Here is a 22,087-nt window from a genome sequence, read left to right on the forward strand (position 1 = left end):
GTGTCGAGTGGCCGGCGGCGGGCTCAGCGGCCGGTACGGCGGCGTTCGGCGAACTCCTTGGCGTGGCGCAGCGTGGTGGCGCTGTTGGTGCCCAGCGCGTGCCGGACCCGCTCGCGGGCCTGGGCCACCGTGGCGTCCGGGCCGAGCAGTTCGGCGATGCCCGCCGGGTCGAGGGTGACGGTGTGCCAGGAGGTGGCGAGCAGGCCGGGGCCGCCGTCCGGGTCCGCCTCGATCACCCAGCGGCCGGTGTGCGCGGCCATCACGGGTGGCACCTTGACCTGCTTGTAGACGATGGTGGCGCGGTCGGCGAAGGAGAGCCGGACCGAACTGGTGGTGTGCACGCCGCCGTCCGGGGCGCGGGTGTCCATCTCCAGGTACTGCACACCGCCCCGCTCGCTGAAGTCGACGCGGGCCACGTGCGGCAGCCGGCTCGGCCACCGGTCGGCCCGGTCGAGGAAGTCGAAGACGTCCGCCGCGGCGCCGTCGATCCGTACCGAGTCGCGGAAGGTGAACCGCGGTGCGTCGGCGGCACCGTCGTCCGGCGCCGCCGCGGCCGCGGCGAGTGCCCGCAGCTCGGCGGTGCTGTTGCGGTCGATCGCCTGCTCGATCCAGGTCACCGCGTCCGGGTCGTCGGCCACGGCCGAGAAGTCGTGCAGCAGGACCACCTCGCTGCCGCCTTCGACCGCGCCGACCTGCCACTCGCCGCCCATGCCGGCGACCGGCGGCGAGGAGACCAGCTGGCGGAAGGCGACCCGGTGGCGGGCCGGGTCGAGCGAGCGGCGGGAGGTCCAGCCGCGCACCTCGCCGTTGGCGAAGGCCCAGATCCGCAGCAGTTGCTCGGCCTGGTCGCTTTCACCGTCGCTTTCGCCGACCTCGACGTGAACCGTGGGGCCGAAGACCTGCGGCCAGCCGGCCGCGTCGGCGATCAGCCCGAAGACCCGCTCCGGGCTCGCCGCGACGGTGATCCGGTGCCGGGTGACCCGGGTGCCGAGCAGTGCCACCGCTCTCTCCCTCCGATGGATGACTGGCGATCAGTAACTGCCCAACCCACCACAGACGTTGAGCGCCTGCGCGGTGATCGCGGCAGCGTGCTCGCCGGCCAGGTAGCCGACCATCGCGGCCACCTCCTGGGCGGTGGTGTAGCGGCCGAGCGGGATCTTGGCCTCGAACCGGGCCAGCACCTCCGCCTCGGTGATGCCCCAGTGGTCGGCGAAGCCCAGCCGGACCCGCTCGGCCATCGGTGTCTCGACGTACCCGGGGCAGACCGCGTTGACGGTGATGCCGCTGGTCGCCAGCTCGAGGCCGAGCGCCTTGGTGAAGCCGATCACGCCGTGCTTGGAGGCCGAGTACGGGGCGGCGAGCAGCACGCCCTGCTTGCCGCCGGTGGAGGCGATGCTGATCACCCGCCCTGGCCCGCCCTCGCGCATCCGACCGGTGGTCAGCACCTCGCGGGTGACGCGGAAGACGCTGGTCAGGTTGGTCTCGATGACGTCGTCCCAGAGTTCGTCCGGGATCTCCTCGGTCCGTCCGCCGCCGCCCCGACCGGCGTTGTTGACCAGCACGTTGACCGGTCCGTAGAGCGCCACGGCCTGCTCCACCAGGGCGCGCACGTCGGCCGCCGAGCGGACGTCGGCGCGGGCGCCGGTCACCTCCAGGCCACGCCCGCGCAGCTTGTCGACCACGCTCTGCACGACTCCGGCGTCCCGACCGCAGAGGAAGACCGCGTGCCCCTGCTCGGCCAGCAGTTCGACCGACGCCAGGCCTATCCCGCTGGTGCCCCCGGTGACCAGGGCCGTCCGGTGTAGCTGTGGCTCGGCCTTCACCTGCTGCTCGGTTTCGGGCTGCTGCTCGGACATCGGCTGCCGCTCCTCTCGGGTCCCCTCAGGCGATACCGCCGCGAGCTTCACAGCGCGGACTCGGCAGCGGCTACAGGGTGACTCGATCCGGGTGCGCCCGCTCGGCCCACCGGACCACGGGCGGGATCGCCAGCCCCGCCGCGACGAAGACCCCGCCCATCAGCAGCCAGCCGAACGTGCCCTGGCTGACGCACAGGTAGCCGAGGACCGAGGGCGCCGCGACATCGGCCAGCCCGTTGCCGATCCTGGCGATCCCGGTGTACTGCCCCTGCGCGTGCGCGGGTGCCAGGGCGTACTTCAGCTGGAACGACCCGGCCGCCTGCCAGATCTCGCCGACCGTGTGCACTCCCGCGCCCAGCGCGATCAGCAGCACCGCCAGGCCGCCGGGCAGCCCGGCGGTCAGCCCGATCAGCGTCATCCCGACCAGGAACGCCCACCCCGAGCGGCGCCAGGCACGGGCGGCGGTCGCGTTGGTGTCGATCCCCCGGCTCACCCGGACCTGTAGGAACACCACCAGCAGGGTGTTGGCCAGCGCGCTCGCCCCGACCAGCCAGCGCGGCGCGTGGGTGTGCTCGACGATCCACAGCGGCAGCGCGAAGAGCAGCACATCACCCTGGAGGGCGGTGATCGCGGCCAGTACCGAGTAGACCAGGAACGGGTGGTCCCGGGCCGCGCTCATCCGTTCGCCCCCGGGCGGCGGCGGAACCGGCGGCAGGGACGGCAGCCGGCGGGCCAGCAGGGCGGCGGCCAGGAAGCTGAGCGCGTTGCCGAGCACCAGGCAGACGTAGGCGGTGCGGGTGTCCAACTGGACGACCAGCGCGGCCAGCACCGCCCCCAGACTGCCCGCCAGGTTGACCACCGCCCGCAGGTAGGCCCGGAACGCGGCCGGCTTCGGCCCCGCCAGCCCTCGGGTCAGCGGCGCTCGGGCCGCCTGACTGGCCGAGCCGGCCAGCTCGGTGAGGCAGACCACGAGGACGAAGACCCAGAACGAGTGCACCAGCACCAACGCGGCCATCGCCAGGGCCTGCGCGGTGAGCGTCATCAGGTAGACCTCGCGCGGCCCGCGCCGATCCGCCAGTCGCCCCACCGGGATCCCGGAGAGCAGCCCGACCAGCGCGCCGATGCCCATCCCCACCCCGACCCGCGAGAGCGAGAGCCCGACCGAGCGGGTGAAGAAGAGCGCCGCACTGATCATGAAGACGCCGCTGCCCACCATGTTGACGAAGCTCGCGGTGGCGAGGGTGCGGCGCGGCCCGCGCTCCAGCAGCAGGCCGCGGGCGACCAGCCAGGAGGGTGCGGAGCCGGGATCCTCACCCGACGATCGGTCAGAAGTGGTCGCGGTATCGGTCTTCGGGTCGGCCGAGGCCACAGGTCGCCGTCCTGAGTCGGGGAATGGGGAGGACTCGGAGTATGCAGGCACCCGGAGCGGCGCGAGAAGGCATGCTGGGCAGGGGAAAGCTCACACACCTCGCGGGAACGAGTCGGCCCTGCGACACCGTTGGAACTACAGAGAACGAAGCGGTTCGCTGCTACGCACCCACCAGGCCGCGCGGGGTGCGTAGCAGCGAACGGGTGGTCAGTGCTGCTGCCAGCTGGGGTTCGTGGCGATGGCCGTCAGCTGGTCGATGGTCAGCGCCGGCGTGCCGCCCTGGATGTCGTAGCCGTTGGTGCCGTTGGTCTCGTTGATGGTGACCCCGGTGCCGTCCGGCTGCATGACCTGGACCGTCCAGCGGGTGGCGGGGGTGCCACCGCCCGTGGTGACGTCGGCCGTCGAGGTGATCACGCTGCTGCCGCCGTTCACCGCACGGGTCAGCTGCTGGCCGGGCTGGGCCTGGCTCTCGAAGGCCTTCCGGGGATCGCCGGCGCCCTGGCCCAGGTGGGGATCGACCGTGATCAGCAGCACGCTGCTGCGCCCGGCGGCGGTGACCGTCAGATGCGCCTCGCCCGCGGTGAGCTGCGGTGTGGAGCCGTTGTCGTGCTGCACACCGGCGGGCAGCAGCCGGTCGGCGCCGGCCAGGATGTCGGCCGGCTGCGGCGCCTTCGGCGAGGCCTGCCCGGACGACGGGGCGGAGACCGGACGGGCCGCGTCGACCAGCTGGTCCCAGGACCCACTGGTCACCACCGCGGTCAACTGGTCGGCGGAGAGCGCGGGGTCGGCCCGGGTGGCCGGAGGCGTCATCGTGCGGGAGTTGGACTCGTCCAGCCGTACCTGTCGGCCGTCGGTGCCGGTGTAGACCGCGTGCCAGGTCTTGACCGGGTTCGTGGGCGTGGCGGCCGACTTGTCGATGACCAGGATCGAGCCGTCCGGCCGGACGGTCCGGGTGCAGCCCTCGGTGGGCACCATGAACGGGTCCGAGCAGTGGGTGCCCTCGGTGTCGTCACCGAGCGGCAGGCCGACCGTGGCGGTGGACAGTTGCAGCAGTGTGGCGCCGTGGCCGTCGTCGAAGGTGAGCTTCGCCGCCGGCCCGGGGCCGGTCACGTGATCAAGGGGGTTCTGGTCGCTGGTCCGGCCCGGCGGGAGGAGCGGGAGGAGCGTCGCGAGCGCCGACTGCGGCGCAGCGGCAGTGCTCTGCTGGCTCGCCGGCGTCGCCGGGGCGCTGCCGGGGCGCAGTTGGCCGACGGCCAGGCCGGCCACGGCCAGCACGGCCACGCCACCGGCCACGGCGGCTCGACGGCGGGCGACGCGGCGGCGGCCGCGCCGCTCGCCGGAGTCGGCCAGCAGCTCGCCGGGCGTCTCGGGAGCGAGGTCGGCGGCCTCGCGCAGGAGTTCGGTGATGGAGTCCTCAAAGGGCATGGCGGAGCGGGCCTTTCTCGGTGGCGTGGATGGTGCGCGGGGCGGCGGCGGGCCGGGTCAGGGGCGGGCCGGGTCAGGGGCGCGGCAGCTCGTCCAACTGGTCGCCGAGCACGGCACGCAGCCGGTCCAGCGCCCGGCTGCTGCGGGAGCGGACCCCGCTGGCGCTGAGCCGCAGGACCGCGGCGGTCTCCTCGACGCTGCGGTCCTCCCAGAACCGCAGGACCAGGACCGCGCGGTCCTGGACGGGCAGTTGGCCGAGCGCGCGGAGCAGGGTGAGGCGCAGGGCTGGGTCAGGGTCGCTGACGGCCGTCTCCGCGAAGCGGTCGGTGACCTGCTCGGTGCTCGCACGGCGCCGGCGATGGGAGAGGAAGGTGTGGAAGAGCACGGTCTGGGCGTAGCCGGCCGGGTTCTCCATCCGGGATATCCGGCGCCACTTGCTGTAGATCCGCCCTAGCGTCTCCTGGGCGAGGTCCTCGGCGAGATGCGCGTCACCGCCGTTCAGCAGGTAGGCCGTTCGCACCAGCCGGCGACCCATCGCGGTGGCGAACGAACGGAATTCCAGCGGTTCCGGGGGTGCGGAACTCGTCGTTGTGCGGTCCATGCCTGGTTAACGCGGTGGGGTGGGCCGCGCGTCCCGGGCCGCGCACGGCGATGTCCCCCGGCGCGTGGGGGCGCCGGGGGACGGTGGGGGTGGTGGGGGCAGTGGGGGGCGTCAGGGGGGGGGGGACGGCGGTTGGGCGGACGGGTCAGGCGGCCGCGATCTTGCGGACCTCGGCGAGCTGCTCGGGTGCCTGGACCTGGTGGACGGCGGCGAGGAACTCGCGCGGGGTCTCGGCGCCGATCGCCTCCTCGGGCAGTTCGATGCCGTACTCGCGCTGGATCCGCCCGGTGACCTGGAGGATCGCCAGCGAGTCGTAGCCGAGCTCGTAGAAGGAGACGTCCAGGACGTCGCCGTCCAGGTCGACGGCCTCGTCCTCGCCCGCGCACTCGCGCAACAGCCGGGTGAGGTCGGAGAGTTCAAGGAGGGGCATGCCACATCCTTTCGGAGTTGGGTCGTTCGACGTGATCAGACATGATCAGCCGTGATCGGACGTGATCAATGGGCGGCGCGCACGACCAGGGCGGCGTTGAAGCCGCCGTAGCCGCGCGCGAGGACCAGGGCGGTGCGCAACGGGGCCGGCCTGGCGGCCCCGCAGACCAGGTCGAGCCGCAGGGCGGCGGCGGGCTCGCGCACCGGTCCGCTGGGCGGGATCACGCCGTCGCGCAGCGCCAGCAGCGCGCTGGCCACGTCCAGCGCCGCACCGCCGGCCAGCCGGCCGGTCAGACTCTTGGGCGCGGTGACCGGGACCCCGTACGGCCCGAACAGGTCGACCAGCACGGCGGCCTCGGCCCGGTCGAGTTCGGGGACCCCGGCCGCGTCCGCGAAGACCACGTCGATGTCGGCGGCGGTCAGCCCGGCGTCGGCCAGCGCGTTCGCCGCGGCGCGCCCGAGCCCCGGCGGGCGGCCACTGCCGGGAGCCGGGTCCATGGTGGCGGCGTAGCCGGCGAGTTCGCCGTAGCGGTGGGCGGCCCCGCGCTGCCGTGCCGCCGCAGCCTCCTCGACCACCAGGATCGCGCCGCCCTCGCCCGGCAGGTAGCCGCTCGCCTCGGCCGCGAAGGGCAGGTACTCCCCCGCCTCGCTGACCCGCCCGGTGGCGAGTTGGGCGACCCAGCCCCAGGGGCAGAGCGCGCCGTCGACCCCGCCGGAGAGCATCAGCCGCACGCCCTTGCGGACCTCCCGGCGGGCCTGGCCGAGCGCGTCCAGGCCGCCGGCCTGCTCGGTGACCAGCACGCCGCTGGGTCCCTTGGTGCGCTGACGGATCGAGATCTGGCCGGTGTTGACAGCGTAGAACCAGGCGAACGACTGGTAGGCGCTGACGTGTTCGCGGCCGTGCTCCCAGAGCGCCTGCAGCTCCCGCTGCCCGAACTCCACCCCGCCGCCGGAGGCCGCGGTGACCACCCCCGCCGCGTACTCGGGGAGTTCCTCGGCCCGCACGCCCGCGTCGCGCAGCGCCCAGTCGGCGGCGACCAGGGCCAGCCGGGTCATCTGGTCGGTCTGCGGCAGCAGGCGGCTGGGCAGGTGGTCGGCGGCGGTGAAACCGGGGACCTCGCCCGCCACCCTGGCCGGGTAGCCCGAGGCGTCGAACCGGGTGATCGGGCCCAGGCCGCTCTTGCCGGCCAGCGTGGCGGCCCAGTACTCCTCGGTGCCCAGGCCGTTGGGGGCGACCACGCCCAGGCCGGTGACCAGCGCGCTCATCGCCGCACCAGCTCGGGCCGGGTCAGCACCAGCGCGCTCTGGAAGCCGCCGAACCCGCTGCCCACGCTGAGCGCGACGTCGGTGCGCTGCTCGCGGGCCTGGAGCGGGATGTAGTCGAGATCGCAGTCCGGGTCCGGCTCGTGCAGGTTGGCGGTGGGCGGCAGCACCCCGTGCCGCAGCGCGAGCGCGCAGGCGGCGACCTCCAGCGCGCCGACCGCGCCCAGCGAGTGGCCGATCATCGACTTGATCGAGCTGACCGGCGTCTCGTAGGCGTGCCCGCCCAGGGCCAGTTTGAAGGCGGCGGTCTCGTGCCGGTCGTTCATCTTCGTACTGGAACCGTGCGCGTTGACGTAGTCGACGGCGCTCGCCGCGAGCCGGGCCTGGTCCAGCGCGGCGCCGATCGCGGCGGCCAACTCCCGTCCGTCGGGCTTGAGTCCGGTCATGTGGTAGGCGTTGCAGCGGGACGCGTAGCCGGCCACCTCGGCGTAGATGCGGGCGCCGCGACGGCGGGCCGCGGTCAGCTCCTCCAGGATCAGCACGGCCGCGCCCTCGCCCAGCACCAGGCCGTTGCGGGTGCGGTCGAAGGGGCGGGAGGCACCGCTCGGGTCGTCGTTGCGCGGAGTGGTGGCGTGGATGGCGTCGAAGCAGGCTGCGGTGATCGGGGTGATCGGCGCCTCGGCGGCGCCGGCCACCATCACGTCCGCGCTGCCCTCGCGGATCAGCTCGACGGCGTGGCCGAGCGCGTCCAGGCCGGAGGTGCAGCCGGTGGAGACCACGGCGGCCGGGCCCTCGGCGCCAGCCGTCCAGGCCACCTCGGCGGCGATCGAGCTGGGCACGAAGTGCCGGTACAGCTCGGGGACGGCGCGTTCGTGGTCGACGGTCCAGCGGCGGCCGTGCTCGCTGACCGCGACGTACTCGCGCTCCAGGCTGGTGGTGCAGCCGACGGCGGTGCCGACCGTGGTGCCGATCCGGCCCGGGTCCAGCGCGCCGGTCTCCAGGCCGCTGTCCAGGCCGCTGTCGGCGAGCGCCTCGCGGGCGGCGACCACCGCGAACTGGGCCGCCCGGTCGAGCCGGACGCACTGCTCGGCGCTCAGCCCGGCGGCGACCGGGTCGAAATCGCTCTCGGCGGCCACCTGGGAGCGGTAGCCGGTGGCGTCGAAGAGCGTGATGGTGCGGCTCGCGGGCCGTCCCGCCGTGAGCATCTCCCAGTACGGTCCCACCCCCGGCCGGCCGGGGGCGACCACGCCCAGACCGGTGATCACCACGCGGCGGGTCATCGCCGCCCTGCCTTCGCTCGGTGCCGCACCTGTGCCGTCCTCTCCCCGTCGTGAATGCCATGCTGCTGAAGCCTCGTCAGTATTCGCACGCCCGCTCGAAGCAGGCTCGATCCCTCAGTCGAGCAACTCGACCACGGCGCAGCTCCAGCTGAACCCGGCACCGATCCCCGCCAGCAGGCAGCGCTGCCCGGGGCGCAGCGCGCCGCTGGTGCGCAGCCGGTCGAGGCCGGCGAACTGGTCGGCCGCGCCCAGGTGGCCGACCGAGCGGCTCCACTGCCAGGTGGAGCGGTCCGGGTCGATGCCGAACGGATCGAAGAAGGTCGCCGTGAGCCGGCGCCGGCCCAGGTGCGGCAGCACGAACCAGTCGATCTCGGCGAGTTCGGTCTCCGCCTCGGCCAGCGCCGTCTTGATCGCCGCGCGCTGCCCCGCCGAGACCCGGCCGACGCAGAACGAGGTGCTCACCCGCGCGAAGTAGGCCTGCTTGGCCCGCTCCAGATCGATCACCGGGCGTTGCTCGAAGGGAGCCGCGCCGAACGGGTCGTCGCCCCGGTGCATGCCTTCCAGCTCCGGGTCGGAGACGGTGACCACGCTGCGCAGCCGGGCGAAGCCGCCACGCCGGGAGAGCAGCAGGGCCGCACCGCCGTCCGCGTAGAGGGTGCCTGGGTCGCCGGTCCAGCGGTCGAAGCCTGGCGGGCAGAACCGGTCGCCGGCGGTGAGCAACGCGCCGTCCAGCTCGGCCGAGCCGGCCAGGTAGCCGGCGGCGAGCTGCAGCGCGGCCATGCCGCCGTTGGAGAGCTGGCGGACCTCGATCGCCGGGCAGGGCTCGGCGAGCAGCTCGCGCTGCAGGTAGGAGGCGGGCGCCCACAGGTCGTGGCCCTGGTAGTAGACGCTGGCGTGCAGCAGCAGGTCGACCTTCACCTGCGGGGCGCCGGCCAGTGCGGCGCGGGCGGCGGCCACCGCGAACTCGGGTCCGGAGGTGCCGTCCGAGACGGTGACCGCGAGCGCCTCGGTCTGGCGGGCGGTGCGGGCGTCGAGCAGGCCCTGCTCGACCGCCGCCGCGACGGCGCTGGGGGCGGGCAGGCTGCTGCCGTGGCCCGCGAGGTAGATGGACTCGTGCCGCACGACGCCTCCCTGGCCGGGCCGGCTCGGCCCCGCCGACGGCGGTGCGGCCCGTGCCGGTCATGGTCCGGCGCGCAGCTCGAAGGGCAGTGGAGCGGCGGCCGGTTCGACCCCGGACGGCAGCCCGGTGCGGCCCTCGCCGAGATCGCCGAGGGCGACGCTGGCCAGGTAGCGGCCGTCCACCAGGCCGGTGCCGAAGCTCCAGCAGGCCCCGTCCACCGCCTGCCGCTCCGGCGTCGCGACGGCCTTGGTGGCCCCGGCCGGTTCGGACGGCTCGGACGGCTCAGACGCCTCGAACAGGTCCGGCGGGCCGTGGAGCGGGAAGCCGAAGCGGGTGAAGCGCAGCCGCAGGCCCGCGCCGATCGCCTTGCTGTAGGCCTCCTTCAGGGTCCACAGGCGCACCAGCGCGTCGTTGCGCCGCTCGGCGGGCAGCGCCTCCAGCGCCGCGCGCTCCTGGTCGGTGCAGGCGTACAGCTCGACCCCGGTGCCGTACATCCGACGGGTCGCGGCCTCCGCGTCGACCCCGATCACGCCGCGCCGGCTCAGGCCCACCAGCATCAGGCGCTCGGTGTGGCTGAGGCTGATGTCCAGTTGCTCGCAGCCACGCAGGTAGGGCCGGCCGCCCAGCCGGTAGGCCACGTCCAGCAGGTGCGGCGGGCAGTCGAAGACCGCGGCGGCCGTGGCCTTGAGCAGCAGCCGGGAGGCGACGAAGCGCGCCCGGGCCTCGGGGTGGCCCAGGCCGCGCTGGCGGATCCAGTCGCGGCCGAGCAGCGGGCGCAGCTCCGGGGCGTCCAGGTCCTCGGGCAGCCAGTCGTCCCGCCGGCCGTAAACGAGCGCCACGCCCCGGTGCGCCATCGACTCCCTGACCCGGTGCCAGGGGCCGTGCCGGCCGGGCGCCAGGTACGGGACCCCGACCAGCGTCGCCAGCTCCTGCGCCGATCCGAACGCCATGGCCATGACTACCCTTCACCTACCGTGGACAAAGTGCCACCCTGGCACCGCCCGCTCGAAGAATGCTTGACCCACGAAGCTTCCAGCCAGCCTTTAGTGCCGCCTGCCAGCCTGCGGCTCCCGACCACCGGACCATCGTCTCAGGGAGTAACGCTCATGGCCCTCAAGCGGATTCAGCTTCTCGTGGCCGCCGCGGCACTGACCGCCGGCACCCTCGCCGTGACCTCGGCCGCCACCGCACAGGCCACTGCACCGACCACCGGCCGGACCGCCGCGAAGGCCGACCGCGCCTGCGCCGGACTGCTCGGCAAGTCGCTGGACATCACCTTCGACAACGGCCTGGAGATGAAGTTCGACTACGCCGCCGACGGCACCCAGCTCACCGGCACGGTGCTCGCGGTCGGCGACTCGGGCGGCAACGTCGGGGTGACCAACACCGTGCCCGACTCGCTCGCCACCATCGCGAAGAACGTCTACTTCACCAGCTGGAACGAGCACGGCGGGCTCACCGTCAGCCTGACCGAGGACCTCAAGTCGGGCACCGCGCAGGCCTACTGGTCCTTCCCCAGCGGCGGCGACGTGCGGGTCGGCCAGCTGCACAGCGGCACCATCCGCTGCCTGAGCTGACCGGGCGCGGGACGGGACGGAAGCACAACGGCACAGCGCCACGCGCACCCTGACAGGCTCGCGTGGCGCTGGGGTCAGATGAGCGGCAGATCCCGGAGCATCACCGGGGTCAGCTGAAGAAGGCGTTCATTCCCGGGACGTCGGAGGCGAAGGTCTCCACCTCGGCGATGAGCCCGTCGCGCAGGCGGCAGACCGTGGCGAGGTGCTCGTCGAGGACGAGCTCACCACGGCGTGCGGTGTTGTGCTGGGACAGGACCATGTTCTCTCGGCTCGTCAGGATGTGCAGCAGTTCGAAACGGACGCCGTATCCGGCGACCTTCTGGAGTTGGGCGATGACGGCGTCGGCACCGGCGGCGGTGCCGGAGATGGCGTGGTCGCCCGGCAGGGTCCAGGTCGCGTCGTCGTGCAGGAGGGCGCGGATGGCGAGCCAGTCTCCCGCCTGGAGGGCGGAGTAGAAGCGGGTGCCGAGGGCGTGTGCGGCGTCGTTCACGGGGTTTCCTCTTCGGTTCGCAGACCTGACAACGGCTGGTGTCGGGGCTGATCCCCGCACTCAAGCAGCTGGTGCTGCCCACCGGGCCGCGTGCTCCTGGACGAACTGGGTGAAGCTGCGGGGCGGCTGGCCCGTCAGGTCGAGCACCGCGGTGCTGACCTCGTCTTCGCGGCCGGGCCGGACGCCGGCGTCGGCGGCGGCGAGGATCGCGGCGAACTGCGCGGGTATGCCCGCGGCCCGCAGTTCGGCCGCCTGCTGGTCCGCACTCGCGTGGACCACCCGGACCGGCCGTCCGGTGCCGGCGGTGATGATCGCTGCCGCCTCCGGGTAACTCAGCGCCTGCGGGCCGGTGAGCAGGTGGTCACGCTGATCGCCGGGGACTGCGTCGAGGTCGGTCAGCAGGGCCGCGGCGGCTGCCGCGATGTCCCGCACGTCGATCCACCCCACCCGGCCGTCACCGGCGGCGGTGCGGATCTCACCGTCTCGTCGGATCCGCTCGCCCAGCGGGTGCGGGCTCAGGAAGTTCTGCATGAACCCGGACGGGCGCAGCACGACCCCGCCAGGCTGGGCTCGGACCTGGGCGGCCAGTTCCGGCGCCCTGGGGGCAAGGGGGATGGAGGAGCCGAGAAGCACCACCTTGCGCACGCCGAGGCGCTGCGCCTGGGCCAGGAACGGCCCGACCGACGGCATCGGGTCCAGGCTCTGCCCCGGAGGCACCACGAAAACCCGGTCCTGTCCGGCCAGCGCGGCCGGATGGGTGGCCGGATCGTCCCAGTCGAACCGGATCGCATCCGGGTCGTCGGCGGCCGGGTTGCGGCTGGCCACCCGAACCGGCACGCCTTGGCCGCGCAGCAGACTCACCAGCTCGCGACCGGTCTTCCCGGTGCCGCCGGTCACCAGTACGCCGGTCATCGGGTCGGCTCCTCGGAAGTACTCGCCACGGTGTCTCCTTCAATCAGGGCTGACAGGAACGGGCCGAAGGCGAGGACGAGTTGCCGCACCGTCGACACATCGTTTGATGCTTGTCGAAGCATCACGAGATGTGACGGTAGGCTGAACTTCGATGCACGTCAAACGATGAGGAGGCGACGGATGCCACGCGCACTACCCGAACCCTCGGTCGACTCCTTCGACCTCACGGTCATTCTCAGCGCGCTGGCCGAACCGGGCAGGCGAGCGTTGATGACCGAGCTGTATCGCGGTTCGGAGCCGATCGACTGCGCAGTCATCGCCGAGAAGGCCGACCTCGGCCTGAGCAGCCCGACGATCTCCCATCACTACCGCGTCCTGCGGGAGGCGGGCCTGATCAGGACCATCGCAGAAGGACGCAAGCGGATCGTCACAGTGCGCCGCCTCGACATGGAGGCGCGTTTCCCCGGCCTGCTGAGCGCGGTGCTCACGGGGCGATGAGCGAGTCTTCTGCCGTCTTGCCCTTTGGGCATCACGGGCGGATCCAGCGCAGCAAACGCCCTCTCGGACGTAGCCGACCCGGCGATTCGCCTACGGCACCAACTGCGCGACCCGCAGGTCCACTTCGCGCTCCGGCCCGGCGCCGAGGATGGCCCGCTCCAACTCCCTCAGCCGCAGGCCTGGTTCGGCGCCCAGTTCGGCGACCAGTTGCCCGCGCAGCCGCCGGAAGGCGCCGAGCGCGTCCACGCTGCGCCCGCACCGGTGCAGCACCCGCATGTACTGCTCGCAGAACCGCTCGTTCAACGGGTATTCGGTGGTCAACGCGGCCAGCTCTCCTACCAGTTCGCTGTGCCGGCCGATCGCCAGCGCGGCCTCGGTGCGCCGCTCGACCAGGGCGATCCGGCGGTCCTCCAGGTAGCGTGCCTCGGCCTGCAGTCGGGGTCCGAACTCGACGTCCAGCAGCACCGGTCCCCGCCACAGCCGGTCGGCCTCGCGCAGCAGCCGCTGCGCGCTCGCCGGGTCACCCAACTCCAGTGCCCGCAGGCCGAGTTGTCCCAGTCGGTCGAACTCGGTCAGGTCGCAGGCCTCCGGCGGGGCGGCCAGCTGGTAGCCACCGTAGGCGGTGCGCAGCAGGCCCTTGGCGCCGCCGTCCGGATCGGCCGTGCCGGCCAGCGCCGCCTCCAGCAGCCGGCGCAGTTGCAGGATGTAGGTCTGCAGCGTGGTGAGCGCGCTGGCCGGCGGGTGGCCGTCCCAGAGCTCCTCCAGAATCACCGGCACCGGAACCACCTGGCCCGCCCGCACCGCCAGCAGCGCCAGCACGTTCCGCGGCTTGGCCGCGCTCGGCACCACCGAGGCGCCGTGCACGGTCACCGCCAGCGGGCCGAGTACGCCGATCCGTACGTTCATCCTGGGCACTCCTCTCACACGTCATCAGCCCGATCAGCCCGAGCCGCCCGCCACCCGCAGCGCCCGCTGGATCGCCCCGAGCATCCGGGTGTCCAGCGTGGTGGCCGCCCTGGTGTCGCTGATCCGGCCGCGGCCCGCGTCGTGCAGGGCCAGCCCGGCCAGGTGGCGCTCGCCCACCCGCAGCGAGCGGAAGGACCACGCGTCACGGTCGGCCGGGGTGCCGTCGGCGCGCCGCAGCCGCGGCGGCTCCTCGTCCACCTGGAAGCCGAACTCGGTGAAAGGAAAGTACATCCCCTGCCCAAGTGCCTTGGTATAAGCCTCCTTGAGCGTCCACTGCCGCACCAGCCGCCGGTTGCGGTCCGCCTCGTCGGTGGCCGCGAGCAGCCGCACCTCGTCCGGGGTGCACATCTGCTGCTCGCCGCCGCTGCCGTAGAGGCGGCGGTCGGCGGACTCGACGTCGACCCCGATCAGCCCCAGGGTGCTCAGGCCCACCAGCATCAGGTCGCCGGTGTGGCTGAGGTTGAGGTCCACCTGGTCGCAGCCGCGCACGTAGAGCCGCCCGGTCAGCGCGTAGCCGAACTCCAGCTCCTGCGGCGGCACGCCGACCGCGCGGGCGGCCAGTTGCTTGAGCAGCGCCCGGGTGGCCAGGAAGCGGTCGGCGGACTTGCGGCCGCTGCGGGCCTGGTACTTCTCCCAGTCCCGGCCGAGCAGCGCCCGCAGCTCGGCCTCGCCGGGCAGCGCGGCCAGCCACTGGGTGATCGAGCCGTAGGCCAGCGCCACCCCGTGTGCCTGAAGGTCCCGGTCCACCGGGTCCCACGGGCCGTCAGGTCCGGCGACCGCCCGGGGTTCGAGCAGCGCGGCGGTGCTCATGCGAGCGGGAGGTCGTAGAGGTCCAGCGAGCGGTTCTCGGCGGTGCGGCGCAGCACCTCGGCGCACAGGCCCACCTCGACGGCCGGCGGCAGCGCCGGGGTCCGGCGGCCGAGCCGGCGCAGCAGCCGGTCCAGGGCCAGCGCCAGCCACTGCGGTTGGGCACTGAACGCCTCGTGCCGCGGGTCGGCGTTCAGCTGGACGCCGAGGCAGCAGATCGCGGAGATCGCCAGCGCGTACCGGTCGGTGAGCGGGAAGGAGCGCACCGAGGCGGCGAACTCGTGCTCGTCATCCGGGAGTTCGAGCGCGGCTCGGCGGATCTCGGCGAGTTCGGCGACCAGCAGCTCGCTCTGCTCGCGCAGCAGTTCGCCCAGCTCCTGCGGTGCCCGGATGGCGATCACTCGGGCCGCCTCGGCGGCGTAGGCGGCCAGACCGTCCTGGCCGCCGAAGCTGGCCAGCCGGTCGGAGTCGATCGGCGGGACCGGGCCGTACGGGGTGAACAGGCTGCCGGGCGCGGCCCGGTCGGCCGTCCACTCGGCCGCCGCGATGCCCGGCAGGCAGGGCGCGATGGTGGCCTGGCACATCGCGGTGCTGACGTGCCCGAAGGTGATCATGGCCAGGTCGCGGACGTGCTTCTGGAAGATCGCGTGGTCCCCGTTGCGGGCGTGGAAGGCGTCGCCCATCACCACCGAGAGGTGGTAGAGCGCCTCGCCGGCCAGCTTGGGCACCAGGTACTTGCCCACCGCCGACAGCACGTTGGACTGCTCGGGGATCAGGTGCAGCGCCCGGGTCGCGGTGAGCGTGAGGCTGTCGCAGATCAGCAGGTCGACGAAGGTGCCGGCGAGCGCGTTGCGGGCCATCGGCACCTCGGTCACCGGGCGGCTGAAGGCCCGCTGGTCGACCGCGAACCGGGTGGCGGTGCGCAGCGCGGTGTCGGCCAGGCCCACGCACATGGCCGGCACGGTCGCGTGGATCACCGGGAAGGCCCGCAGGCCCAGTTCGACGCCGCGGCCCCACTGGCCGAGCAGCGCGTCGTCCGCCAGCGGGGCGTCGGCGAACTCCAGGCCGCAGATCCGCAGGCCGCGCACCGCGTCGGTGCGGTGCCGGCCCAGCCGGCGCACCCGCTCGGCGGGCAACTCGGCCATCGGAACCAGCAGCAGCGAGTGGGTGCCGCTCTCGCCCCCCTCTCCTTCGGCGTCGTCCCGCTCGGCGTTGTCGGCCCCGCTGCGCGCGAAGGCGATCAACAGGTCGGCCGTCTCGGCGTTGTTGACGGCGGCCTTGCGCCCGGCGATCGCCAGGCCCGCGGCGGTGCGCTTGGCCCGGAACTCGTCGTTGACGAAGTCGTTGCCGTGCGCCAGCTGCTGGAAGGCGACGGTGGCCAGGCCGCCGTTCAGCAGAGTCTCGGCGGTGCGCCGGCACTGAGCGGCGTCGCCGTTCAGCCAGACCACCATGGAGCCCATGAAGGAGGTGAGCGCGGTGCCCATCGCGAGCGTCACGTCGCGGCGGAACATCGGGCGCATCAGCAGGCCGAGACCGTCCAGGCCGACCAGCCGGCCGCCCAGTTCGGCGGGCACGAACTCGGCGTTCAGGCCGAGTTGGGCGTATCGCTTGACGCCTTCGACCGACAGCTCGCCCTCGTCGTCGGCGGCGAGCAGCGCGCTGAAGCCGACCGGGTTGTTGCGGTCCCAGGGATCGCCGAAACCCTCCTCGATCTCGGCCAGCCGCGCCCGCAGCACGGTGCGACGGGCGGCGCGGGCGGCGTGCGCGTCATCGGCCGTCGGGTCGGCCCGTCCCAGCAGATCCGTCACGGCTACCCCCAGCTCCTCGTTCCAGCCCAAGCCGGCGGACCGCGGACCGCGGACCGCGGTCGCACCGGCACTTGCGGCCAGCATGGCGCGCGGGTGCGGAGGGTGGCTTCAGCCCACCTCGAGGATCGGTCGGGTGTGTGTCGGGTCTGCGCTGGTCAGGCCGGGTGGCTCGGCGGCCGGTCAGGCCGGGTGGCCGTGCCGCTGGTCAGGCCGGGTGGCTCTGCCGGCCGAAGAGCACGCTGATCATCTCCAGCAGCATCCGCGGCGTCTCCGCCTCCACCACCAACTCCTCGGGTACCGCGATCTGGTAGGTCCTGGCCAGTACTCCGACCGCCTGGAGCACCGCGAGCGAGTCCAGCCCCAGCTCGTAGAAGCTCTCGTCGAGCACCTCCTCGCTCAGCTCGGTGCAGGACTCCTCACCGCCGCAGGCGGCCAGGATCCGGGACAGCTCGATCAGTCCCACCTGCGGTGTCGGCATGCCGGCCGTCCTCTCGGGTTCGGGGGCCACGGGCCGGTCAGCCCAGCCGGTGAATGGCGTCGAGATCGAGGTCCTGCCCCGCGGTCCACAGCCGAGCCGCCGCCGCCAGCACGCTGCGCCGGTCGTGCGCCGCGTTGCGCGGCCGGGCGCTGAGCATCGCGACCGCCTGGCTCGGGCCCTTGAGGAAGGCCGGGTGGCGGCGGATCAGGCTGTAGAGCCCCTGGCCCGGACCGGCCTCCAGGCAGAGGTGCCCGCCGGAGGCGAAGAGCGTGTCGAAGGTGGCCCGCAACTGCACCGGGCGGGTCGGCTGCCGGGCCCAGAAGCCCGGATCCACCGCCTCACCGGGCGCCATCAGCGCGGCCGTGGAGGCCGACAGCACCGGGATGGCCGGCGGCAGCAGGGCCACCCGCTCGAAGGCCCGGGCCGCCTCGGCGCAGGCCGCCGCGACCACCGGGCTGTGGTAGGCGACGCTGGCCCGCACCGGCATGCAGCTCAACTGGGCCGCGCGCAGCGCCTCGGCGGCCCGCGCCAGGCCCTGCCTGGTCCCCGAGATCACCGTCTGGTTGGGGCTGTTCACCGCCGCCACCGCGACGTCCGGCGGCAGGTGCGGCGCCACCTGGTCGGCGCCGGCCGCCACCGCCACCATCCCGCCGGCCGGCGCCTGGGCCAGCCGCTCGGCCTGCGCGCCGATCACCTCGACGGCGGCCGGCAGGCTGAGCACGCCCGCCAGGGTGGCGGCCGCGTGCTCGCCGATGCCCTGGCCGAGCAGCAGTCCGGGGCGGATGCCCCAGCTGCTCAGCAGCCGGCCGAGCGCCAGGTCGAGCGCGAAGATCAGCGGCAGCGCGCGCTCGACGTGGTCGATCGGCAGCCGCGGGTTCTCGGCCAGCCAGTCGTCGCGGACCCGGTCGCCGGCCGGGCCGAGCAGCGCGAACACCTCGTCCACGGCCTCGGTGAAGACCTGCTCGTGGCCGTAGAGCCCGAGCGCCATCCGGGGGTGCTGGGCGCCCTGCCCGGGCAGCAGCATGGCCACCGGGCGCGGCTGCCCGACCTCGCCGACGAAGACGCCGGGGCCCTGCGCGTCGAGCGCGGCCAGCGCCTCCTGCGGGTCGGCGGCCACCAGCGCGCCGCGCGCCGGCCCGGGCGCGGCGGCGCCCCAGGCGTCGGCCACCCCGGCGAAACCCGCCTCGCCGCGCGCCTTGATCCAGCGGCGCAGGCTGACCCGCAGCGCGGCCTCGTCCTGCGCGCAGGCGGCCGACCAGACCAGCAGCCGGACGGGCTGGGGCATGCGGCGCGGGGAACCGACGGTACGCAGCATGGGTGCCTCCTCTCCTCTCCCTGCGCTGGGGGACGCGGGGTTGGGCGTCGGGGGGGGGTTGGGCGTCATGGTTGGGCGTCATGGTTGGGCGTCGGAGGGCGAGCGTCAGGGGTTGGCCTTCACTCGCGCCGAACGGCCGCCTACCCCGGGCCACTTGAGTGGACCGGGGACGGCGACAAAGCAGAACAGTCTTTGGACAGACGATGACTGACGCGACGTCAGACGACCATCCGGCCGGGCCTGCCCCGATCCTGGCGCACCGGGGTCTCCAGTGCCGGGTCGGAGGAGAGGATGGCCCGCTGGAGCTGTTGCAGCCGTGGCGAGGGCTCCAGGCCGAACTCGTTGACCAGCGTGCCGCGCAGTCTCTTGAAGACGTCCAGCGCGTGCCACTGCCGACCCGACCGGTAGAGCGCGATCATGTGCTGGGCGTGCAGGTTCTCGTGCCAGGGGTGCTGCACGGTGAGCACGGCGAGCTCGCTGAGCAGCTTGTGGTGGCGGCCCAGCCGCAGATCGGCGTCGATCCGCCGCTCCAGCACGCCGAGCCGGCTCTCCTCCAGGCGCATCACCTCGATCGCCAGCCGCGCGCCCGGCTGGACGTCGACCAGGACCGGACCGCGCCACTGCGCCAGCGCGCTGCCGAGCAGGCGCGAGGCGGCCTCGTCGTCCCGGGCGTCCAGCGCCTGCTGGCCCGCGCCGGCGAGGCGTTCGTAGGACTGGACGTCCAACTCCTCGGGCCGGATGTCGAGTACGTATCCGTTGTACTGGGTGCGCAGGACGTCCTTGGCACAGCGCGTCGGGTCGGCGCTCAGTGCGCTGTCCAGGCGCCTGCGCAGTTGCAGGATGTAGGTCTGCAGAGTGGTCGGCGCACTGCGTGGCGGCTCCGCGCCCCACAGCTCGTCCATCAGTACGCTCGCCGGTACGATCCGCCCGGACCAGAGCGCGAGCAGCGCGAGGACCTGGCGGGGCTTGCCGGCGGTGGGCACGATGGACTCGTCGCACTCCGTGGCCTCCAACGGGCCGAGAATCTTGATCTCCACAGGATTGCCTCTCCCCCATACCGTCAGCGGGAGCCCTGGGATCCGCGGCCCCGGTCCTGCGGGCCGGTGCAGCGGGCCGATACGGCGGATCACAGCGCCTGAACATCCATCAGGATCGCAACACGGCAGGCGAGTTGCCCAGTGCGCGAGTCATGACAGCGGCATGAGGAAGAACCCGGGCAACCCGTGAAATTCTCACGCCAGGGGGGTGACGCTCCCACTGGTGGGGTGGCGGGGCTCACACCCAGAATTCTGCCCATGGCCCGCTCGGGCCACGCACCACCCAGCCTTGATCGCAGAGTGGAGTGCTCCCTATGAACACGATCAGCTCCAACGCCGATTTCAGAACGCTGTTCACCGCCTACCTCCCGGCACGCGGCAACAAGGAAACCACGCTGGATCTGACCATCGACGCCCTGGACGGCTGGCACCTCCAGGACGGCGCGGCGCTGAACCTCTGCGCCGGGCTCTGCGCGGCGCCCGCCCCGGAACCGCTCGGTGCCGCGCACGCCGCGTTGACCGCCCCGGCTGTGCTCGGCTTCGCCGCGGCATGACCACGGGGCCGGGGGACGGGGGACCGCTGATCGGCTTCCGGCGCGATCTGCGCCCCGAAGTGGTCTCGGGGGAGGCCACTTACCTGTTCTCGGAGCACGGCGTCACCGCCCTGCAGGGCGCGCAGATCGAGGCGCTCGCCCCGCTGCTGGACGGCACCCGGGACATCCCCGGACTGCTGCGGGAGGCACCCGAGAGCGTCTCGCCGCAGCAGATCGGCGACCTGATGGAGCAGTTGGCGGACGCGGGGCTGGTCGCCCTGCGGCCGCCGACGGCCTCCCCCTGCGACGAGCGGGCGATCGCCTACTGGGAGGCGGCCGGCCTGGACAGCGGCCGGGCCGCCGCCCGGGCGGCCACCGGACGGATCCACCTGGCCGCGGTCGGCCGGGTGGACCCGCGCGACGCCGCGGCGGCCTTCGAGGCCGCCGGGCTCGCGGTGGTCGAGGATCCGGGCGACCGGCTGCCCGGCGACCTGACCGTGGCGCTCTGCGACGACTACCTGGCGCCCGGTCTGGCCGCCGTGAACGCCGCCGAACTGGCGGCGGAGCGGGCCTGGTTGATCGCCCGGCCGTACGGCCGGCGGGTCTGGATCGGCCCGGTCTTCCAGCCCGGCGGCGGCTGTTGGAGCTGCCTGGCACACCGGTTGGGCGGCCACCGGCGGGCCGAGGCCCATGTGCAGCAGGCGCTGGGCCGGACCGGACCGGTCCCCCGCCCCACCGCCTCGATCTCGCCGCTGGGCGGCTTCAGCACCCACCTGGTCGCCCTGGAGGCGGTCAAGTGGCTGGCCGGCTACCGCTGTCCGGCCCAGCAGTCGGTGTGGACGCTGGACACCCTGACCATGGAGGGCCGGCACCACCAGCTGCGGGTCCGGCCGCAGTGCCCCACCTGCGGCGACCCGCAGCTGGTCACCGAGCAGCAGTGGCGCCCGGTGGCCCCGCGCTCGCGGCTGAAGACCTGCTACGGCGGCGGCGGGCACCGCGCCCAGCCCCCCGAGCAGGTGCTGGAGACCTACCGGCACCTGATCAGCCCGATCACCGGCGTGGTCAAGGAGATCCGCCGCGACCCGCGCGGCCCGGCCTTCCTCAACTCCTTCCTGGCCGGCGCCAATCCGGCGGCCAACCCGAACAGCCCGAACAGCCTGGCCGCGCTCCGTACCGATCTGCGCAGCAACAACGGCGGCAAGGGGATCAGCGCCGTGCACGGCGAGGTCAGCGCGCTCTGCGAGGCGCTGGAGCGGCACAGCGGCTTCCTGCACGGCGACGAGCCCCGGATCCGGGGCAGCCTGCGGGAGTTGGCCGACCGCGCGGTGCGGCCACAGGACTGGCTGCTGTTCGACCCGCGCCAGTTCGACGGCCGCCAGGAGTGGAACGCCCGGCACGGTGGCTTCCAGCACGTCCCCGACCCGTTCGGCGAGGACGACGTGGTCGACTGGTCGCCGGTCTGGTCGCTGACCGAGCGCCGGCACAAGCTGCTGCCCACCGCGGCCCTGTACTTCGGGACGCCGCAGCCACCGGGCGCCCGGTTCTTCCACGCCGACTCCAACGGCAACGCCGCCGGCAGCAGCCTGGAGGACGCCATCCTGCAAGGCTTCCTGGAGCTGGTCGAGCGGGACGCGGTCGCGCTCTGGTGGTACAACAGGACCCGGCAGCCGGCCGTCGACCTGACCGCCTTCGAGGATCCGTGGATCACGGAACTGCGCGGCGTGCACGGCGACTTGGGCCGCGAGGTGTGGGCCCTGGAGGTGACCTCGGACTTCGGGATCCCGACCGTGGTGGCGTTCTCCCGGCGCTTCGACAAGCCGGCCCAGGACATCGTCTTCGGCTTCGGCGCGCACTTCGACCCGCGGATCGCGCTGCGCCGCGCGCTCACCGAGGTCAACCAACTGCTCCCGGCCGTGGTCGGCGCCCGCGCCGACGGCAGCGGCTACCAGGGCGGCGACGAGGCGGCCCGCTGGTGGTGGCGGCACGCCACCACCGGCAACCAGCCCTATCTCGCGCCGGATCCGGCCCTCGCCCCGCGCCGCCCGACGGACTACGGCTACACCCCGCGCCGCGACCTGCTCGACGACCTGGACGCCATCCTGGATTTGACGGATCGTCACGGCCTGGAAATGCTGGTGGTGGACCAGACCCGACCGGACATCGGGCTTCCGGTGGTCAAGGTGATCGTCCCCGGACTGCGGCACTTCTGGTCCCGCTTCGCCCCGGGACGGCTCTTCGATGTCCCGGTGGCGCTCGGCCGGTTGGCCACACCTACCCACTACCAGGACCTCAATCCGATCCCGATCTTCGTGTGACACCCCGG

General features: G+C 73.5%; 22 protein-coding genes. 4 read left to right on the forward strand and 18 right to left on the reverse strand.

What is annotated here, in order from left to right:
• Positions 1-23: 23 nt before the first annotated feature.
• The 10 genes from ABH937_RS30015 to ABH937_RS30060 form a co-directional block, all read right to left on the reverse strand.
• Positions 24-1,001: an aromatase/cyclase gene (locus ABH937_RS30015; protein WP_370220075.1), complete on the reverse strand. Its 978-nt coding sequence runs from the start codon at positions 999-1,001 to the stop codon at positions 24-26.
• Positions 1,002-1,031: 30 nt separating this feature from the next.
• Complete coding sequence (locus ABH937_RS30020) at positions 1,032-1,856, reverse strand: SDR family NAD(P)-dependent oxidoreductase (RefSeq protein WP_370220076.1); 825 nt, start codon at positions 1,854-1,856, stop codon at positions 1,032-1,034.
• Between the two features lie 70 nt (positions 1,857-1,926).
• On the reverse strand, positions 1,927-3,225 hold the full coding sequence (locus tag ABH937_RS30025; RefSeq protein WP_370220078.1) for an MFS transporter: 1,299 nt from the start codon (positions 3,223-3,225) through the stop codon (positions 1,927-1,929).
• Positions 3,226-3,432: 207 nt separating this feature from the next.
• On the reverse strand, positions 3,433-4,650 hold the full coding sequence (locus ABH937_RS30030; protein WP_280692629.1) for a hypothetical protein: 1,218 nt from the start codon (positions 4,648-4,650) through the stop codon (positions 3,433-3,435).
• Positions 4,651-4,723: 73 nt separating this feature from the next.
• Positions 4,724-5,251 carry a SigE family RNA polymerase sigma factor gene (locus tag ABH937_RS30035; protein WP_280692627.1) on the reverse strand — a complete coding sequence of 176 codons (528 nt, stop codon included), beginning with the start codon at positions 5,249-5,251 and terminating at the stop codon, positions 4,724-4,726.
• 145 nt (positions 5,252-5,396) lie between these two features.
• Positions 5,397-5,681 (reverse strand): acyl carrier protein, encoded by a 285-nt coding sequence (locus ABH937_RS30040; protein ID WP_280692625.1) that lies wholly within the window; start codon positions 5,679-5,681, stop codon positions 5,397-5,399.
• Between the two features lie 65 nt (positions 5,682-5,746).
• Positions 5,747-6,946 (reverse strand): ketosynthase chain-length factor, encoded by a 1,200-nt coding sequence (locus ABH937_RS30045; protein ID WP_370220079.1) that lies wholly within the window; start codon positions 6,944-6,946, stop codon positions 5,747-5,749.
• Positions 6,943-8,223, reverse strand: coding sequence for a beta-ketoacyl synthase (locus tag ABH937_RS30050; protein WP_370220080.1), 1,281 nt, complete (start codon positions 8,221-8,223; stop codon positions 6,943-6,945). Before ABH937_RS30050 ends, ABH937_RS30045 begins: the two co-directional genes overlap by 4 nt.
• Before the next feature lie 114 nt (positions 8,224-8,337).
• Positions 8,338-9,345 (reverse strand): ketoacyl-ACP synthase III family protein, encoded by a 1,008-nt coding sequence (locus ABH937_RS30055; RefSeq protein WP_370220081.1) that lies wholly within the window; start codon positions 9,343-9,345, stop codon positions 8,338-8,340.
• Between the two features lie 57 nt (positions 9,346-9,402).
• Positions 9,403-10,293, reverse strand: a complete 891-nt coding sequence (locus ABH937_RS30060; protein WP_370220082.1) for a 4'-phosphopantetheinyl transferase superfamily protein — start codon at positions 10,291-10,293, stop codon at positions 9,403-9,405.
• 156 nt (positions 10,294-10,449) lie between these two features.
• Here ABH937_RS30060 and ABH937_RS30065 point away from each other — a divergent pair, with 156 nt between their 5' ends.
• Complete coding sequence (locus ABH937_RS30065; protein ID WP_370220083.1) at positions 10,450-10,920, forward strand: hypothetical protein; 471 nt, start codon at positions 10,450-10,452, stop codon at positions 10,918-10,920.
• A gap of 109 nt (positions 10,921-11,029) precedes the next feature.
• Here the strand turns inward: ABH937_RS30065 and ABH937_RS30070 are convergent, their stop codons facing one another.
• Together ABH937_RS30070 and ABH937_RS30075 are read right to left on the reverse strand one after the other, a co-directional pair.
• Positions 11,030-11,410 (reverse strand): nuclear transport factor 2 family protein, encoded by a 381-nt coding sequence (locus tag ABH937_RS30070; RefSeq protein WP_370220084.1) that lies wholly within the window; start codon positions 11,408-11,410, stop codon positions 11,030-11,032.
• Between the two features lie 60 nt (positions 11,411-11,470).
• Positions 11,471-12,322, reverse strand: coding sequence for an NAD(P)H-binding protein (locus tag ABH937_RS30075; RefSeq protein WP_370220085.1), 852 nt, complete (start codon positions 12,320-12,322; stop codon positions 11,471-11,473).
• A 180-nt stretch (positions 12,323-12,502) separates the two neighbouring features.
• On the opposite strand from ABH937_RS30075, the gene ABH937_RS30080 reads away from it, so the two are divergent.
• Entirely contained in the window at positions 12,503-12,820 is a 318-nt protein-coding gene (locus tag ABH937_RS30080) for a helix-turn-helix transcriptional regulator (protein ID WP_280692612.1), read from the forward strand.
• A gap of 90 nt (positions 12,821-12,910) precedes the next feature.
• Here the strand turns inward: ABH937_RS30080 and ABH937_RS30085 are convergent, their stop codons facing one another.
• The 6 genes from ABH937_RS30085 to ABH937_RS30110 all read right to left on the reverse strand — a co-directional run bounded on the left by ABH937_RS30085 (position 12,911) and on the right by ABH937_RS30110 (position 19,231).
• Positions 12,911-13,726: a BTAD domain-containing putative transcriptional regulator gene (locus ABH937_RS30085; protein ID WP_370220086.1), complete on the reverse strand. Its 816-nt coding sequence runs from the start codon at positions 13,724-13,726 to the stop codon at positions 12,911-12,913.
• A gap of 33 nt (positions 13,727-13,759) precedes the next feature.
• Positions 13,760-14,596, reverse strand: a complete 837-nt coding sequence (locus ABH937_RS30090) for a 4'-phosphopantetheinyl transferase superfamily protein (RefSeq protein ID WP_280692609.1) — start codon at positions 14,594-14,596, stop codon at positions 13,760-13,762.
• Positions 14,593-16,401 (reverse strand): acyl-CoA dehydrogenase, encoded by a 1,809-nt coding sequence (locus ABH937_RS30095; protein WP_280692607.1) that lies wholly within the window; start codon positions 16,399-16,401, stop codon positions 14,593-14,595. Before ABH937_RS30095 ends, ABH937_RS30090 begins: the two co-directional genes overlap by 4 nt.
• Before the next feature lie 205 nt (positions 16,402-16,606).
• Positions 16,607-16,879, reverse strand: a complete 273-nt coding sequence (locus tag ABH937_RS30100; RefSeq protein ID WP_370220087.1) for an acyl carrier protein — start codon at positions 16,877-16,879, stop codon at positions 16,607-16,609.
• A gap of 37 nt (positions 16,880-16,916) precedes the next feature.
• Positions 16,917-18,194, reverse strand: coding sequence for an acyltransferase domain-containing protein (locus tag ABH937_RS30105; protein ID WP_280692604.1), 1,278 nt, complete (start codon positions 18,192-18,194; stop codon positions 16,917-16,919).
• A 218-nt stretch (positions 18,195-18,412) separates the two neighbouring features.
• Positions 18,413-19,231 carry an AfsR/SARP family transcriptional regulator gene (locus ABH937_RS30110; protein ID WP_280692603.1) on the reverse strand — a complete coding sequence of 273 codons (819 nt, stop codon included), beginning with the start codon at positions 19,229-19,231 and terminating at the stop codon, positions 18,413-18,415.
• 314 nt (positions 19,232-19,545) lie between these two features.
• On the opposite strand from ABH937_RS30110, the gene ABH937_RS30115 reads away from it, so the two are divergent.
• Together ABH937_RS30115 and ABH937_RS30120 are read left to right on the forward strand one after the other, a co-directional pair.
• A complete protein-coding gene (locus ABH937_RS30115) occupies positions 19,546-19,785 on the forward strand; it encodes a hypothetical protein (RefSeq protein ID WP_280692601.1) in 240 nt (79 codons plus the stop codon).
• Positions 19,782-22,079, forward strand: a complete 2,298-nt coding sequence (locus tag ABH937_RS30120) for a TOMM precursor leader peptide-binding protein (protein ID WP_370220088.1) — start codon at positions 19,782-19,784, stop codon at positions 22,077-22,079. The genes ABH937_RS30115 and ABH937_RS30120 overlap by 4 nt, the downstream gene beginning before the upstream one ends.
• The last annotated feature ends 8 nt before the right edge of the window (positions 22,080-22,087 follow it).

It is taken from the genome of Kitasatospora sp. GAS1066B (assembly GCF_041262605.1).
Taxonomy (GTDB): Bacteria; Actinomycetota; Actinomycetes; order Streptomycetales; family Streptomycetaceae; genus Kitasatospora.